Source organism: Pseudomonas sp. LBUM1641 (genome assembly GCF_059716235.1).
The window spans coordinates 4,257,301-4,273,653 of the sequence record NZ_CP166815.1; the positions used below are offsets into that span (position 1 = coordinate 4,257,301).

At 62.0% G+C, this 16,353-nt stretch carries 12 protein-coding genes; 8 read left to right on the forward strand and 4 right to left on the reverse strand.

The genetic code is table 11. The features are described 5' to 3' along the window. The first annotated feature begins 1 nt into the window (after window position 1). The gene (gene dhaL / locus ACA046_RS19615) at window positions 2–646 is read left to right on the forward strand and encodes a dihydroxyacetone kinase subunit DhaL (RefSeq protein WP_459021736.1); all 645 of its coding nucleotides are present in this window, start codon (window positions 2–4) and stop codon (window positions 644–646) included. 102 nt (window positions 647–748) lie between these two features. On the opposite strand, the gene ACA046_RS19620 is transcribed toward dhaL, so the two are convergent. Beyond that, on the reverse strand, window positions 749–1,627 hold the full coding sequence (locus ACA046_RS19620; RefSeq protein WP_497674763.1) for a LysR family transcriptional regulator: 879 nt from the start codon (window positions 1,625–1,627) through the stop codon (window positions 749–751). Window positions 1,628–1,730: 103 nt separating this feature from the next. On the opposite strand from ACA046_RS19620, the gene ACA046_RS19625 reads away from it, so the two are divergent. Then, a complete protein-coding gene (locus ACA046_RS19625; protein ID WP_497674764.1) occupies window positions 1,731–2,216 on the forward strand; it encodes a GlcG/HbpS family heme-binding protein in 486 nt (161 codons plus the stop codon). Continuing rightward, on the forward strand, window positions 2,213–3,760 hold the full coding sequence (locus ACA046_RS19630; RefSeq protein WP_497674765.1) for an MFS transporter: 1,548 nt from the start codon (window positions 2,213–2,215) through the stop codon (window positions 3,758–3,760). Before ACA046_RS19625 ends, ACA046_RS19630 begins: the two co-directional genes overlap by 4 nt. Window positions 3,761–3,832: 72 nt before the next feature. Here the strand turns inward: ACA046_RS19630 and sohB are convergent, their stop codons facing one another. Continuing rightward, the gene (gene sohB / locus ACA046_RS19635; protein WP_497674766.1) at window positions 3,833–4,858 is read right to left on the reverse strand and encodes a protease SohB; all 1,026 of its coding nucleotides are present in this window, start codon (window positions 4,856–4,858) and stop codon (window positions 3,833–3,835) included. A 211-nt stretch (window positions 4,859–5,069) separates the two neighbouring features. On the opposite strand from sohB, the gene ACA046_RS19640 reads away from it, so the two are divergent. From ACA046_RS19640 to ACA046_RS19660, 5 genes are all read left to right on the forward strand, one after another. Next, window positions 5,070–6,764 carry a ShlB/FhaC/HecB family hemolysin secretion/activation protein gene (locus ACA046_RS19640; RefSeq protein WP_497674767.1) on the forward strand — a complete coding sequence of 565 codons (1,695 nt, stop codon included), beginning with the start codon at window positions 5,070–5,072 and terminating at the stop codon, window positions 6,762–6,764. Window positions 6,765–6,786: 22 nt separating this feature from the next. Then, window positions 6,787–7,965, forward strand: coding sequence for a two-partner secretion domain-containing protein (locus tag ACA046_RS19645; protein ID WP_497674768.1), 1,179 nt, complete (start codon window positions 6,787–6,789; stop codon window positions 7,963–7,965). Continuing rightward, window positions 7,881–11,474, forward strand: a complete 3,594-nt coding sequence (locus ACA046_RS19650; protein ID WP_497677120.1) for a hemagglutinin repeat-containing protein — start codon at window positions 7,881–7,883, stop codon at window positions 11,472–11,474. Before ACA046_RS19645 ends, ACA046_RS19650 begins: the two co-directional genes overlap by 85 nt. A gap of 139 nt (window positions 11,475–11,613) precedes the next feature. Continuing rightward, entirely contained in the window at window positions 11,614–12,324 is a 711-nt protein-coding gene (locus ACA046_RS19655) for a histidine phosphatase family protein (RefSeq protein WP_497674769.1), read from the forward strand. A gap of 56 nt (window positions 12,325–12,380) precedes the next feature. Continuing rightward, window positions 12,381–12,695, forward strand: a complete 315-nt coding sequence (locus ACA046_RS19660) for an SCP2 sterol-binding domain-containing protein (protein ID WP_017479029.1) — start codon at window positions 12,381–12,383, stop codon at window positions 12,693–12,695. Window positions 12,696–12,763: 68 nt separating this feature from the next. On the opposite strand, the gene ACA046_RS19665 is transcribed toward ACA046_RS19660, so the two are convergent. After that, window positions 12,764–13,357 (reverse strand): hypothetical protein, encoded by a 594-nt coding sequence (locus ACA046_RS19665; RefSeq protein ID WP_459021753.1) that lies wholly within the window; start codon window positions 13,355–13,357, stop codon window positions 12,764–12,766. A gap of 169 nt (window positions 13,358–13,526) precedes the next feature. Then, a complete protein-coding gene (locus ACA046_RS19670) occupies window positions 13,527–16,160 on the reverse strand; it encodes an MGH1-like glycoside hydrolase domain-containing protein (RefSeq protein WP_497674770.1) in 2,634 nt (877 codons plus the stop codon). Window positions 16,161–16,353: the final 193 nt, after the last annotated feature.

Sequence of the window (16,353 nt, forward strand, 5' to 3'; positions counted from 1 at the left end):
CATGAGCCAGCATTTCTCCACCCATGACGGCAGCGCCATCGTTGCCGACCTGGTGAGCGTGATCGTTGCCAACCGCGAATACCTGAGCGAAGTCGACGGTGCCATTGGCGATGGCGACCACGGCATCAACATGGCCAAGGGGTTCGCGCATTGCGGACGCACCATTGAAGGCCGCCAGTTGACCCTGGCCGAAGCGTTGGACGAGTTGACGCTGAGCCTGATGGAAGGCATCGGCGGCTCCATGGGGCCGCTGTATGGCAGCCTGTTTATCGGTATGGCGGATGAGGTGCGGGGCAGCGAAGAGATTGATGCGGCGACCTTTGGGCATTTGCTACGGGGCGGGCTGACGTCGTTGCAGGACATCACCGAAGCCGGCGTGGGTGACAAGTGTTTGATGGACACCTTGATTCCGGCGGTGAAGGCGTTTGAGCAGGCCCATGGGTCGGGGGCGTCGTTCAGTGAGGCGCTGGACGCGATGAAAAGTGCGGCGTCGCGGGGGCGGGATTCCACCAAGGATCTGGTGGCAAAGATTGGTCGCGCCAGCCGCCTGGGCGAGCGCTCGCTGGGTGTGCTGGATGCCGGAGCCGTGTCGTGCTGCTTGATACTGACGCGATTGGCGGATTCGATTCAACCCCGACTGATCTAACCCAACCATCACCACCTCCGTAGCAGCTGTCGAGCCTTGGCGAGGCTGCGTAGCGGTACATCAGACACACCGCCACGCAGCCTCGCCAAGGCTCGACAGCTGCTACGGGAGGTTTGGAGTTTGTTTGACCTGCTCGATATACCGCGCCACCGCCGGCGCCTTTTCAAAGCGCCGGTGAATCAGCGACAGCCACGACGACGCCTCACTGCCTTCAATCGTGCGGTACACCACGTTCGGCAAGCTCACATGCCCCACCACCGACTCCGGCACCACCGCCACGCCCTGCCCCAGTGACATCAACGCAATCACCGCCACCAACCCGCCCGGCTGCGGCCCCAACCGAGGCGCATAACCACCCTGCGCGGCAACCTGCAGCGTGCCGCTGATCTGCTCGGGCAAGATAAAGGTCTCGTTTTGCAGATGCTCGCAACTGATCGCCTTTAATCCCAGCAGCCAGGAATCCTGCGGCAACGCCAACACAAACCCTTCGCTGTTCAAGCGCACCGCCTCGACGCCCTCGGGTAATGTCATCGGCGAGCGGATATAACCAATATCGAAGCGCCCCTCCGCGACCAGCCCCGGCAACGTCGCCATCGGGCTTTCGCGCACGCTCAGACTCACGTCGGGGAAGTTCCCACAGAACGACTGCACCTGGCGCTGCAACAGGCCTGAATAGACCGCCGACGCAACGTACCCCAACTCTATGTGACCAATCTCACCGCGCCCGGCGCGCTGGGCATTGCGCTGGGCGAATTCGAACTGACGCACCGTGGCCTCAGCCTCGATCAACAGCGCCGCACCCGCTTCGGTGAGGCTGACTTCGCGCTGCTGGCGGATAAACAAGCGCGTACCGAGGGTGTTTTCCATGTCCTGGATCTGCCGACTCAGGGTCGGCGGGGCGATGCCCAGCTGTTCGGCGGCCCGAGTGAAATTGCGTTGCCGGGCAACCGCCAGAAAGTAGCGGAAATGACGTATTTCCATCGCAGGATTAGCTCAAAGGTAATGAAGATCACTGTCACGCCTAATAAAGCCAAGACTCGGCGGGACTAAGCTGGGCGCACGCTCACAGTAGAGAGGCACCCCCATGTTAGTCAAATCCCTGATACTGGCACTCGCAGGGCTGGTCACCCTGCCCTCGGCAATGGCCGCCGAACCGCCTGCCTCCATTGCTCACAAGGCAATACTGACCCTGGCTACCGCCCAGCAGATCGCCGCGCAGGCCCGTAAAGCGGCCGCTGAAAAAGGCTGGCCCTGCGCGCTGGCGATTGTCGACGATGGCGGCTGGCCGATCCTCACCACCCGCATGGACGGCGCTCCGGTGGTCGCCGGGATTGAGTTGGCCCAAGGCAAGGCCCGCACCTCGGCGCTGTTCAAACGGCCGTCGGCCGATCTGGAAAACGCCATCAACGGCGGGCGCCAGGCAGCCGTCACCGCCGGCCTGCTGATGATGAAAGGCGCACAGCCAATCATCCTCGAAGGCCAGGTAGTGGGCGCCATCGGCATCAGCGCAGACACCCCGGCCCACGATGATGAAATCGCCCTGGCGGCGGTGGCTTCGGTGCAACCATGAGCAAGGTCAGCCCACGTGTCACGCTGCTGACTGCCTCCGGGGTGTGTTCGCTGATCGTGCTCGACACCAATATCGTCGCCGTGACCCTGCCGAGCATCGCCCGGGACCTGGGGGCGAATTTTGCCGATATCGAATGGGTAGTCAGCGCCTACATGCTGGCCTTCGCCGCCCTGTTATTGCCGGCCGGGAGCATTGCCGACCGCTTTGGGCGCAAGAAAACCCTGATCTGGGGCCTGAGTATTTTCATCCTCGCGTCCATCGGTTGCGGCGCGGCGCCGAATGCGTTGTTCCTGGATATCGCCCGCGCCGTCAAAGGTGTCGGTGCGGCGCTGCTGCTGACCTCGGCCCTGGCTTCCATCGGCCATACGTTTCATGACGAAGTGGAGCGCGCCAAGGCCTGGGCCTTCTGGGGCGCGTGCATGGGCGTGGCGATGACCGCCGCGCCGACCCTCGGCGGTTTGATCACCCAGTACCTGGGCTGGCGCTGGATTTTCTATCTCAACTTGCCGGTCGGCCTGGTGTTGATGGGGTTGGTGCTGCGCGCGATTCCGGAGTCTCGCGACGCCCAGTCCGCAAGGCTTGATCCCTGGGGCAGCCTGACCTTCAGCGCCAGCTTGCTGTGTTTGATCTGGGGCCTGATCGAAGCCAACCGCATCGGCTGGGACAACCCGCTGACTTACGCGCGGCTGCTGGGCGGCGCGGCGTTGTTGGGTTTGTTTGTACTCGCCGAACGCTTGCAACAGCGACCCATGGTGGACCTGCAGTTATTCAAGCACCCGCGCTTCATCGGTGCGCTGCTGGGGATGTTCGCCTACGCCGGCTGCGCCCAGGTGATGATGACGTTGCTGCCGTTCTACCTGCAAAACGGCCTGGGGTTCTCCGCGATCGCCTCGGGGTTGGGCATGCTGCCGTTTGCCATGACCATGCTGATTTGCCCACGGATTGGCGCACGCCTGGCCAGCCGTTTTGCCCCGGCAACGATGATGGCGACAGGACTGGCGTTGGTGGGGTGCGGCAACCTGCTGAGTGCCTGGGCGGTGAATGTCGGCGGTTATCTGCCGTTCGCCCTGGCGATAGCGGTCACGGGGGCCGGTGCCGGGCTGCTCAATGGCGACACCCAGAAAAACATCATGGCCTGCGTGCCACGGGACCGCGCCGGCATGGCGTCGGGCATGAGCACCACCATGCGCTTCAGCGCGATCATGTTGGCGATCGGTGTGTATGGGGCTTTGTTGAGCAGCCATAGCGAAAAGCTGCTGCACACCAGCCTGGGCTCGCAGTGGCAGGAACAGGTTGCGGGGATTGCTTCACGGGTGGTGGCGGGCGATATGCCGGCGGCCATGGCGCTGCTGCCTGAAACGGCACGCGGGATGGTGCAGCCACTGGCGCGGCAGGCGTTTGTCGGCGGGTTCAGCGCGGTGTTGTGGGTGGCAGGGTTGTTGGGCTTGCTGGGGGCGCTGGTGGTGGGGATGTTGATGAAGAACCCGATCCCCGCTGCACCGATACCCAACTGTAGGAGCGAGCTTGCTCGCGATGGACGTTAACGATAACGCGGGGAGCCTGGCTCCCCGCGGCGCTCTCAGGTTTTTCGCGAGCAAGCTAGCTCCTACAAGGTACTACCAGAAACGCTGCTGAGTCAGGCGGCTCCACCAGGCCAGCAACACCCGGTCTACCGAGCCGCTGGCCGCCAGGCCTACCCGCTCCTGCAGGCTTTTACGCTCGGCATAGTGCAGGTGGAACACCTCGGCAGTCTTGGCCTTGGTCGCCAGGTATTCGTCGCTGGTTTGCAACTGGTCTACCAGTTGCTTGTCCAGCGCCGCGACGCCGAGCCAGACTTCACCGGTGGCCACGTCATCAATGGCCAACTGCGGGCGGTAGCGCGACACGAAGTTCTTGAACAGTTGATGGGTGATGTCCAGGTCTTCCTGGAACTTCTCGCGGCCCTTCTCGGTGTTTTCGCCAAACACCGTCAGGGTGCGTTTGTATTCACCGGCGGTCAGCACTTCGAAGTCGATGTCGTGCTTCTTCAGCAGGCGGTTGACGTTAGGCAACTGCGCCACTACGCCGATCGAGCCAAGGATCGCAAACGGTGCGCTGATGATCTTCTCGCCGATGCACGCCATCATGTAGCCGCCGCTGGCCGCGACCTTGTCGATGCACACGGTCAACGGCACGCCCGCCTCGCGGATACGCGCCAGTTGCGATGACGCCAGGCCGTAGCTGTGAACCATGCCGCCGCCGCTTTCAAGGCGCAGTACCACTTCGTCCTTGGGCGTGGCCAGGCTCAGCAGTGCGGTGATTTCATGGCGCAGGCTTTCAGTGGCCGAGGCCTTGATGTCGCCGTCGAAATCCAGCACGAACACCCGAGGCTTGGCTTCGGGTTTCTTCTTGCTGTTCTTCTTTTCGGTTTTGCTTTCGGACTTGCGCAATGCCTTGAGCTGGTCCTTGTCGAGCAAGGTCTGCTCCAGGCGCTCACGCAGGCCCTTGTAGAAATCATTGAGCTTGCTGACCTGCAACTGGCCGGCGGATTTGCGACGCCCTTTGCTGCGCAGGGCGGCAAAACTGGCGAGGACCACCAGAATCGCGACCACCAGGGTGACGGTTTTAGCTAGAAAACTTGCGTACTCGGCAAGAAACTCCATAAGACACCTGTGAGGCTTGAAAGGCGCAGTCTACGGGGATTGTCGTCGTGATGTCTAACACTGTCGAACGCAACAAATTCCTACAAAAATAACCCATATTTCCTACTTGCGTAGTTCAATTCCCACAGGATTTTCAGACCTCACGCCCAGCATTTATAGGAGAAAACCGACTTAAACTCCGCGTTTATCAGACCCTGTAGAAGCAACGCTCATGTATAGCAGCCATTGCAACATTCCGTGCCAGATCCGTGCGTCCTGGATGCTCACGGCCCTGGCAATCGTGCTGTTTACCCCCACACCCACCCTGGCTGCCGACCCTCGAGCCCAGGAGCTTGAGCGGCGAACCCGGGAACAGCTGGAACTGGAGCAACGCTTGCGCCGGCTGGAGCGCTCCGGCTCCTTGCCACCCCAGGCTGCGTCGGGGCCGCCGCCACCGCTCCCCGCCGAGCCGTGCTGGCAGGTCCGAAAACTCAGGTTGCAAGGCAATACCCTGCTCAGTTTGGCGCAGATCAACGCACGCCTTCAGCCGCTGATGAGCGACTGCATGAGCGTCACCCGCATCAACCAATTGCTGGCGTCCCTGACGGCGCTGTATGCCGAGGCCGGCTTCATCGCCAGCCGGCCTTACCTGGTGCAACGGCCACAGGACGGCCAAAGCCTGGACGTGATCATCGAGGAAGGCTTTGTCGAGAGCATCGAGCTTGCCACTCCCGACCTGCCCATCTCCCTGCGAGGTGCCTTCCCGGGCATGCTCGGCAAGCCGCTGCAACTGCGGGAGCTGGAACAGGGCCTCGACCAGCTCAACCGCCTGCGCTCCCTGGACCTCACCGCCGACGTGAGCCCCGGCAGCTTGCCCGGCGGCTCACGGCTGCTCATTCGCCCCCGCAGCAGCGCGGCGCCGATGGGCGCGGTCGTAAGCTACAACAACCGTGGCACCGAATACATCGGGCGCCACAACGGCGCGCTGACCCTGACCTACGACAGCCCCTTGGGGTTGAACGATTTTGTCGCCCTCAGCACCAGCACCACCCTGGACCAGACGTCCGCCTACAGCCGCAGCCAAAGCCTTTACTACAACATTCCCTACGGCTTCTGGACCCTGGCCCTGAGCGCCAGCCACTCCCAGTACCGCTATCCGGTCGAGTTACCGAGCCAGACCTTCCGCGCCAACGGCCAGACCACCCAATACAGCCTCAGCCTCAACCGCCTGCTCTGGCGCGACCAAGGCACGTTGCTCAATGGCATGCTGCGCCTGAGTTCAAAACGCTCGCAGAGTTACTTCGCCGACCAATACCTGGCTATCCAAAGCCCGAGCCTGACGGTGGCCGAGGCCAGCCTTAACCTGCTGAAAATCAGCGACGGCCTCTGGAACATCAACCTGAGCTACGCCCAGGGCCTGGACTGGCTGGGCGCCGACCGCGACGAGCAACGACTGTCGCGCGCCCTGCCCAGCGCGCAATTTCGCAAGTACCGCGCGGACATCGGCTACTGGCGCCAGGGCCGCGACGCCCTATGGAGCTGGAACAGCCAACTGGCGTTGCAATACAGCCCCGACCCACTGCCCAGCCTGGAACAGATGCTGCTGACCGACAACTACGCGGTACGCGGCTTTCGTCAGGACCTGGTACAGGCGGCCAATGGCGCGGTGTGGCGCAACACCCTGAGCCTGCCCCGCCACCTCGGCGCGCAATGGACCCTCAGCCCGCGTCTTGGGCTGGATGTGGGCTGGAGCAAGCGGGTGGCGGGTACCGAAAGCCAGCGGCTGGCCGGGGCCAATGTCGGCGTCGGCTTGAGCACCTCCCACTGGCAACTCGACCTGGATTACCAACACGGGCTTTACGGCCCTCCTTCCTTGCGCAGAGAACCCGGTTTCTGGCTGCTTGAACTGAGCCTGCGAACCCCATAACAACAATCAAAAAGGTATCGCTATGCACCCTTCCACACGCTTCCCGAGAGTCCACCTCAAACCCTGCCAGACGCTGCGCCGGGCGATATGCGCCCTGGTGTCCCTCCACTCCCTGCAGGCGATCGCGGCCGCTGACGTGGTGCCGGTTGCCGGCGGCGCCACCGTATCCGCCCAGCAAGGAATGCCGGTGGTCAACATTGTTGCCCCCAACGCGGCAGGACTCTCACATAACCAATTCCTGAACTATGACGTTGAGCGCCAAGGGCTGGTGCTGAACAACTCAACGGTGCCCGGCCAATCGCAATTGGCCGGGCAACTGGGTGCCAACCCCCAGTTCAATGGCCGCGACGCCAGCGTGATTCTCAACGAAGTAATCAGTCGCAACAGCTCAAGCATTAACGGCCCGCAGGAGATCTTCGGCCGGGCCGCCGACTATGTGTTGGCCAACCCCAATGGCATCAACGTCAATGGCGCCAGCTTCATCAATACACCGCGAGCGGCTTTCGTGGTGGGCAGCCCGGAGTTCGAAGACGGACGTCTCGCACGCCTCACAACCTTTGATGCGCGCAACGAACTGATAGTCGGTGATCGCGGGCTGAGCAACATGGGCGGCGCCCTTGACCTGATTGCACCGCGTATTGACATTACCGGCAGCACCCACGCACGGGGTGACCTGAATGTCATCACGGGTTTCAACCAGGTGGCCTACAACGATCTGCGGATCGAACAAGTACGCCAGCCGGCCAGGCCGCCCGTCGACGCGCAACTGTTCGGCGCGATGCAGGCCGGGCGGATCAATATCATCAGCACCGTCGATGGCGCCGGGGTCAAGGTTGCCGCGCCGTTGCTGGCGATGGCAGACCTTGCGGTGGCCTCGGCCGGCAACCTGGAAATTACCGGCAGTACCCAGGCAGATTCGCTCAACGCCAACCGCACCCTGTTGAACAGCGACACCGGCGACGTGCAGTTGCAGGCCAAGGATGACCTGGTACTCACCGCCACCGACGTCAGCGGCCGCAAGATTGACGCCACCGCCGGGGGTGACCTGCGGCTCGACGCCCTGACCAGTACGCGTAAAACCGAACAACGGGAAAACTGGAAAAAAAATTTCTGTTCATCACCACCGAAACCTACGACAAAAAAACCACTGACACCCGCGTCCAGCAACATGGCAGCACTCTCACGGCCACTGCCGATTTGACCCTCAAGGCCGGCGACAACCTAGAGCTCAAGGCCTCCAAAGCGAGCGCCGCCGGCACCCTCACGGCAGAGGCCGGCAAGGATCTGCGCCTGAATGCACTCAATGACGCCAAGGCGACCCGCGAAACCCTCAACCACCGCAAAAACCTCTGGCGCGGCGACTACGATAAAACCGAAAAAATCGAAACCGCCCGCGGTAGCAGCCTCACCAGTGGCGGCGCAATGCAGTTGAGCAGCCAGCAGGACCTGCAAGTGCTCGGCAGCGAGGTCGTGAGCCAGGGCGACCTGTCAATGGATGCCGGAGGCAAGGTGCACATCGGCAACACCCGGGTCGTGCAGGAGAACTGGCAAAAAGACTACGAAGGCGACTTGCTCTCCGGCAGTTTTTTCGGCGAAAACCTGAAGGACGAACGCAACGAAGACCTGATGGTCGGCAGCCTGGTGGAGGCCAACGGTACATTACGGCTGCGCTCGGAAAACGTCGCTATCGTCGGCAGCCAGGTCGTGGGCGCGAAGGATGCGCTGCTGATCAGCACAAGCGGCGCCCTGAGCATCGACGGCGCGCAAAACCTGGTGACGTCGGACAGGTCCGTCACCGACAGCAAACTGTTTGGCCTGCTCAAGGACCAGACCCGCGAGCGCAAGAACACCACCACTCAGGTCCGCAGCCAGGTGCAGTCGCAAAGCAATCTGCGGCTGCAAAGCGCCAGCGACTTGAACGTGATTGGCTCCGACGTGTCGGCACAAGGCCGGCTCGAACTCGAAGCGGCCGCCGACATCAACCTGCTGGCAGGCAAAAACACCGCCCAAACCATCACTGAGACCGACCAGCACGGGTTCTCCGCCTCCGCCGGCGAAACCAAGGAAGCCGCGCCCGGGATCAAGGGATCGGAGCAATACCAGGCCGGGATCAACTACAACCAGAACCAAACCCTGACCACCGAGGACACACTCAATCACGAGGGTAGCCAGCTCACCGGCGGCAGCGTGGACATCAACGCCGGCAATAATCTGCTGGTCAAGGGTTCCGACGTAACGGCCACCAAGGGTGATTTGAACCTCACGGGCCAATCCATCGAATTGCTCAGCGAGGCGGATAAAAGCCTGCTGCTCGTCGAGGAAAACAGCCTCAGCCTTGGCCAGTTCTACACTGGCGGCATGGACCGCGCAGGCGGCGGCTGGCAGGTCGCCAAGGACAAGGACGTGACGACCACGGACACCTCCACGGTGCAATCAAGCCAGTTGAGCGGCGCCGGAAATGTCAATTTGATCGCCGGTAAAGGCCAGGGCCAACTCATCACCGAGGCCGCCAAGGTCAAGGCGGGTGGCGAGCTGAATGTCAGCGCGGGCACCCTGGAAAATCGCGCGGTGTATGACCGCGTTGTCGAGACCCGGGAGGTCGACCACTGGAGTGTCAGTGTCGGCGGCAACATCGAATACAAGGACGTGACCCGGCCGATCAAGAAAGTGGTCGACGGGATCGACCAGACCAAGGTCTACCAACCCTCGGTGCTGGATGCGCTGGACCCGCCCAACGCCGGTATCGACCTGGCCGTCAACGTGCTGGACAGCCGCGCCGAGTCAGGTTCCAGCACGGCGGTGGTGAGTGAGTTCGAAGGTGGCTCGGTGAAGGTACAGGTCAACGGCGCGCTGACCGACACCGGCACGCGTTATGTGGCCACCGACGGTACGCTGGCGATCACCGCCGGGAGCCATGTGCTTGCAGCCGCTGAAAACACCAGGTTCAGCCGAGACAAGGGCACCGATGTCGACACCGCATTGCGGGTCTATACCACCACCGGCAGCGACATCAACGCGCGGGTCCTCGGCTCGGGCGGCAGCTTCGACCTGCGGCAGGCCACCGGCACCGCCGTACCCGGCAGCCTGGAGGGCAAATACGGGATTCAGGTGCAACTGGGCACGGATGGGCGGTATGAGGGCACCCGTTTTGATGCAGGCCAGGGAGACCTGAAAATCCGCACGCCCGGATCCCTGAGCTTTACCGAGGCCCGCGACTGGCAAACCAGCGATGAAACAACCCTGGGCGGGTTTGGCTGGGTGGAGGCCGGCACCAGCCCCAACACCCTGAAAAAAGCCAACGCGGGTGGCCAGCTCGACAAGGCGTGGCTGGTGGTCGAAGACACGCAGGGTCGTGGCGTAAGCCTGCTTGCTGAAGGCGTGACCGAGATCGTCGCCGGGCAGGACCTTACGTTGCACGGCGCGCAAATCGGCACCGCTGAACGCAACAGCGGCGATGTGCGGCTCAAGGCCGGCGGTGACGTGGAGTTGCTGGCCGGTGTCGACACCTATTCGGCCGCCGGTGGCAACCTCGGCGGCGGTGCGCGGGCGAGCGTCAAGGCCAGCCAAAGCGAAACCGCCAGTGGAACGAGCGGCGGGTTCGGCATCCAGGGCGGCGCGGGCAGAATTGATGAGCGCGGCACGCTGCAACGGGGTGGCAGCCTCGACAGTCGCGGCACGGTACAAATCGAGGGCCGGAACGTGCGCCTGCAAGGGATGCAAGGCAAGGCCGAAGCGTTCGAGCTGGCTGCCATCGGCGGCGATCTGATCCTGGAATCCGCCGTCTCTGATGAACAGCGCGACAACAAATCCCTGACCGCCGGGCTGGGCGCCAGCCTTACCCGCAGCTCGGACTCGTCGAACAACGGCTCGGGCCTGTTCGCCCGGGCGAAAGGCGGCATCGACCAACTCGACAGCCAAACCCACGACAACATACGCCTGCAGGCTGGCCGGGTGCAGCTCGACAGCCAGGGCGATACGCGCCTGCTGGGCGCCACCGTCACCGCCGGCGAGGTCAGCGGCCGGATCGGCGGTGACCTGGTGGTGGAGAGTCGGCAAGACCAGGTACGGGGATTGACGGTGAACGTGGATGCGCAATTGACCACTGAAAAAAACCCATCCGGCGGTATCGATAAAGCCAGCGTTGCCGCAGGTCCGTTCGGTGGCACCGTGAAAAACACCGGCAAAAAGCTCTACGAAAAAGCCGCCGACAAGACCCAGGCGCTCAAGGACAAGTTGCTGGCCAGAAGCACTGGCCGCCCGGGCGCCTCCCGCGATCGCTTCAAGGACCTGCTGTTCCAGAACCCGAAAAACCGCGATGCAACCCCGACCTTGCTGGCGGACTTCAGCCGTAGCCGCAACAACACCGTGGCCGAAGCTTCAGGCATCCAGGGCCGCAATGGCGTCAACCTGCAGGTGGCAGGCGGTGTCGACTTGCTCGGTGCACGGATTGGCGCCAGCAACGGCGCCGTGGACCTGGGCGGCGCGGCGGTTACCGGCCAGGATTTGAGTGGCCGCGACCAGCGCATGGACCTGGGCCTCAATGCCTCCTCGTCCCCTTTGCTGCTGGCCCTTGCACTGCGTGACGCGTTCACTGAAGACCGCGACCCGCAAAGCCTGGCCGACGAGCAGTTCAACACCGGCCTGCTGCGCGTCGGCGGGCACGACGAGAGTCAGTTGCTGACCAGCGGGGTCGATCAAAAAGGCCGCTGACAGCGGCTGGCAAGTGATGCAGCCCCGATGCCGGGGCTGCCCTCTAACGAGCTTTTAAAACAAGCGTATGTTTTTTCATTGACAGCTTCCCGGCATCCTCATAACCTCGCCAGACTTTCAACGTACCGGGAAAACGGACGTGGGCAGCATCTACCTGATTCGACATGGCCAGGCCTCCTTCGGTGCAGACGACTACGACGTGCTGTCGCCCATCGGTGTGCAACAGGCGCAAGTGCTGGGCCGCCACCTGGCGGAACTGGGCCTGAGCTTCGACCGCTGCGTGTCGGGCGACCTGCGCCGCCAGCAGCACACCGCCACCGCCGCCTTCGAACAATACAGCGCCCTCGGCCTGCCGGTACCCACGCTGGAAATCGACAGCGCATTTAACGAATTCGACGCCGAGGCGATCATCCGCGCCCTGCTCCCGGACCTGCTGCACAGCGAACCCGAAGCCCTGCACATCCTGCGTAACGCCGCGCAGCATCGCGGCGAGTTCCAGCGCATCTTTTCCCTGATTGTCGAACGCTGGCTGGCCGGCACCTACGACCCGCCGGGCCTGGAAAGCTGGCTGGGGTTTGTCGAACGTGTCCAGGGCGGCCTGCAACGTATCCTCGAAGCCGCCGACAACAGTAACAAGATCGCCGTGTTTACCTCCGGCGGCACCATCACTGCCCTGCTCCACCTGATTACCCGAATGCCTGCTGCACAGGCCTTCGAACTGAACTGGCAAATTGTTAACACCTCGCTCAACCAACTGAAATTCCGTGGTCGCGAGGTGGCACTGGCTTCCTTCAACAGCCATACCCACTTGCAACTGTTGAAGGCGCCGCAGCTCATCACCTTCCGATGAATTGCGGCCAACCGTGACCCCAAGGTCACTGGACTCACCATAAAAGGATCGAAACCATGACTGACGTAGCTAAAGCCGTAGAAGCAATGAAAGCCAAATTCAACCCAGCCGCTGCCGACGGCCTGGACCTGGTGTTCGGTTTCCGTATCGACGACACCCAGAACTTCTCGCTGGTCGTGAAAAACAAAACCTGCGAACTGCTGGAAGGTGAAAACCCGGACGCCCAAGTCACCCTGGTGATGGACGGCGAAACCATGAAAGGCATCGTCGACGGCTCCACCGACGGCATGCAGGCATTCATGGGCGGCAAACTGCGCACTGAAGGCGACATGATGCTGGCCATGAAATTGAGCGAGCTGTTCCCGGCCTGATCAAGCCGGCTTTAAATGACAAATCCCGCCAATGGCGGGATTTGTCGTTTCAGGGGCGAAGCAAACGCCTAGCGGGTTCCCGCATCGTCCAACTCGTCAAAGGTCTCCAGGTACTGCGGGTCGTTGGTATCCCCCACACGAATCTCTCGCCCCTCGTACTCTGCGGTTATTTCGCCGGTGTTCACGTCCAGACCAATCATGACCAAGAATTTTTTGCGGCCAACCTGCACGTACAGATCGTAAAGATCCCGCGGCACATCCGGAGCCACAAACACGCTGTACGAGTAGCGCACGCGGCGGGTCAACACGGGCCACTGCGCCTCAAGGGCGATCACATCCTGCGACTCGCCACCGGCATTGCCCACGCCTCGCAGGGCAGCCTCCACCAACTGATCGTTATCCTTGGCGGTGAAGACCACTGGTTTTCTTCGGATCATCGTGATCATCGGGCTGGGGATGAGATCCGTTTCAAGGCGATACATCCCATTGCTGAACCACTGGGTCGCGTCAAACGTTTCGCCTTTCTTGCAATCACTGCAATGCATCATCATCGGTGCCGCAGCGCCTGCCCGGGGATAAAGGGACGTCATGAAAATACTGGTGGTGATCAGCAACGCACTCAAGAGAGTCGTACTGCTGAATCGCGCAACGACCTTCGCCATTGTCTACATCCTTGTATGAGGGGCGACGAATTTACCCGATTCTGATCGTTACCACCCATGGAAATGTTGCACCCTGCAGGAGCGAGCTTGCTCGCGAAAAACCTGAGGACGCCGCGTTGAATCAGGATGCCAACGTCATCGTTAACGACCTTCGCGAGCAAGCTCGCTCCTACAGGGGCTGCAACAACAGCGCCACCAGCGCACTCCACCCCGTCTGATGCGAAGCCCCCAACCCCCGCCCCGTCTCGCCATGAAAGTACTCATGAAACAACACCAGATCGCGACTGGCCGGATCCGCCTCCAATTGCGCATACCCGACCATCGACGGCCTCGAACCGTTCTCATCCCTCAGAAACAAACGCGTCAACCGCTGACTGAGCCCATCGGCAACCTCCGCCAACGACGCCAGATACCCACTCCCCGCCGGATACTCCACCGAGAAATTATCCGCGTAGTACCGATGAAACTCCCGCAGCGACTCAATCAGCATGTAATTGACCGGCATCCACAACGGCCCACGCCAGTTGGAGTTACCACCGTACAACCGCGAATCCGACTCCGCCGGCTCATAGCAGGCACAGAGGGTATTGCCATTCATTTTCAGCGCCAGCGGCTCCTCGGCAAACGCTTTCGACAGCGACCGCACACCAAACGTCGAGAGAAACTCAGACTCATCCAGCATGCGCCGCAGCAAATCCTTGGTCCGCTCCCCCCGCAACAACGCCAGCAACAATCGATTCCCCTGCCCCGGCTCGTTCCAGCGCGACACCAGCTTGGCCAGGTCCGGCCGATGCTTCATAAACCCCAGCAACCGCTCGCGCAAACCTTCCAGCCCCTCATGCTCACGCTGCTCCAGCACCAGCACCGCAAACAGCGGCATCAGGCCAACGATGGAGCGCAACCGCACCGGCTCACTTTCACCGCCCGGACGATGCAGCACGTCATAGAAAAACTGGTCCTGCTCATCCCACAAGCCTTCGGCGCTGTCGTCCACCCGGTTGATCGCCCCGGCGATATACAGAAAGTGCTCAAAGAACTTCACCGCGATATCCACATACACCACATTGCGCTTGGCCAGTTCCAGGCCCATACGCATCAGGTCCAGCGCATAGGCAGCGACCCACGCCGTGCCATCCGCTTGGTCCAACTGATAACCCGGCGGCAAATCAGCCGAGCGATCGAACAGCGCAATGTTGTCCAGCCCAAGAAACCCGCCCTGAAACAGGTTGCGGCCCTCGGCGTCCTTACGGTTAACCCACCAGGAAAAATTCAACAGCAGCTTGTGGAAGATCCGCTCCAGGAAATCCATGTCGCCCACGCCGTTCAGCGCCTTGTCCTGCTGATACACCCGCCAACTGGCCCAGGCATGCACCGGCGGGTTGGCGTCGTCAAAACGCCACTCGTAGGCCGGCAACTGGCCGTTGGGGTGCATGAAGCGGTCTTTCACCAACAACAGCAGTTGCTGCTTGGCGTAACCCGGATCGATCAGGGCAAACGCCACGGCCTGGAAACCCTGGTCCCACGAGGCGTACCACGGGTATTCCCAGGTGTCGGGCATCGAGAGGATGTCGAAATTCGACAAGTGCCGCCAATGGGTATTACGGATATGCAAACGCTCGGGCGGCGGCGCGGGCTGGGCCGGGTCGCCGTCGAGCCATTGATTCACGTCGAAGTAATACAGCTGCTTGGACCACAGCAACCCCGCCAGGGCCTGGCGCTGCACGTTGCGCGCATCTTCATCGGCGATGCCTTGTTGCAGCGCCGCATAAAAATCATCGGTCTCCTGACGGCGTTCTTCGAACAGCTTGCGCGCATTGATCCACGGTGCCTGCGCCGGGGCGAAGCGCAGGTACAGGATTTTGCTTTCCTGGCCCGCCAGTTCGAGGATGAACCGCGCGGCCACCTTGGTACCCGAGTCCCGGCGAATCGCCGCTTCCGAACCCGTGGTCACATAGTCGTTGATCCCGTCCTTGAACGGCCCTGGCCCAGGTTGCCCGTCCAGCCTGGGGAAGTTGGTTTCGTTCTCGCAGAACAACCATTCCACACCGTCCTGGCCCCAGGCACTCAGGTGGCGATCAAACAATTCATGGTGCCGCGCCACCACCTGTTCGCCCTCCAGCCGCAGTTCCGGTTTGGGGGCATCGTGGGCCCAACTCCAGTCGTTGCGCGCCCACAAGTGCGGCAGCACCTGCAAGCGAGTGGGCTGGTCCGAACGGTTGTGCACGGTGATGCGCATGAACACGTCATCGGGCTGGTGCTTGGCGTATTCCACCGTGACGTCGCAGTAGCGGTTGTCTTCGAAAACCCCGGTATCGAGGATTTCGTATTCGGCATCACCCAGGCCACGCCGGGCGTTTTCGGTGATCAGGTCGTCATAGGGAAAGGCCGCGTGGGGGTATTTGTAGAGCATGCGCATGTAGGCATGGCTCGGTACGCCATCGACGAAAAAGTACAGTTCCTTGACGTCTTCGCCGTGGTTGCCCTCGGCGTTGTTCAGGCCGAACAGACGCTCCTTGATGATCGCGTCGTGCTCGTTCCACAGCGCCAGGCCCAGGCACCAGCGCTGGGCCTTGTCGCTGAAGCCCGCCAGGCCATCCTCGCCCCAGCGGTAGGCGCGGCTGCGGGCGTGTTCGTGGGGGAAGTAGCGCCAGGCATCGCCGTCGGCGCTGTAGTCTTCGCGCACCGTGCCCCATTGCCGCTCGCTCAGGTAGGGGCCCCAGTCACGCCAGCGCTCGGCGTCATCCGTGGCCAGGCGCTGGCCTTCAATCGTGTTCAGAATGTTCGTCGCAGGCTGTGCCGTCATCGAGTCTTCCGTCGCGTTCAGAGGTGACGGCCAGTGTAGAGCCCATCGGCGCTGAGATGCACGTGAAGCTAATAACATCCAGCTCATTCATTTGCAGAATGAAGTCCAGAGGAATCTTCGTTTGCAAGGCAATGGCGGGCCCAACAAAATCAGGCAACCGTGTAGTTCACCTCGACAGCCGCCAGGAATTTTT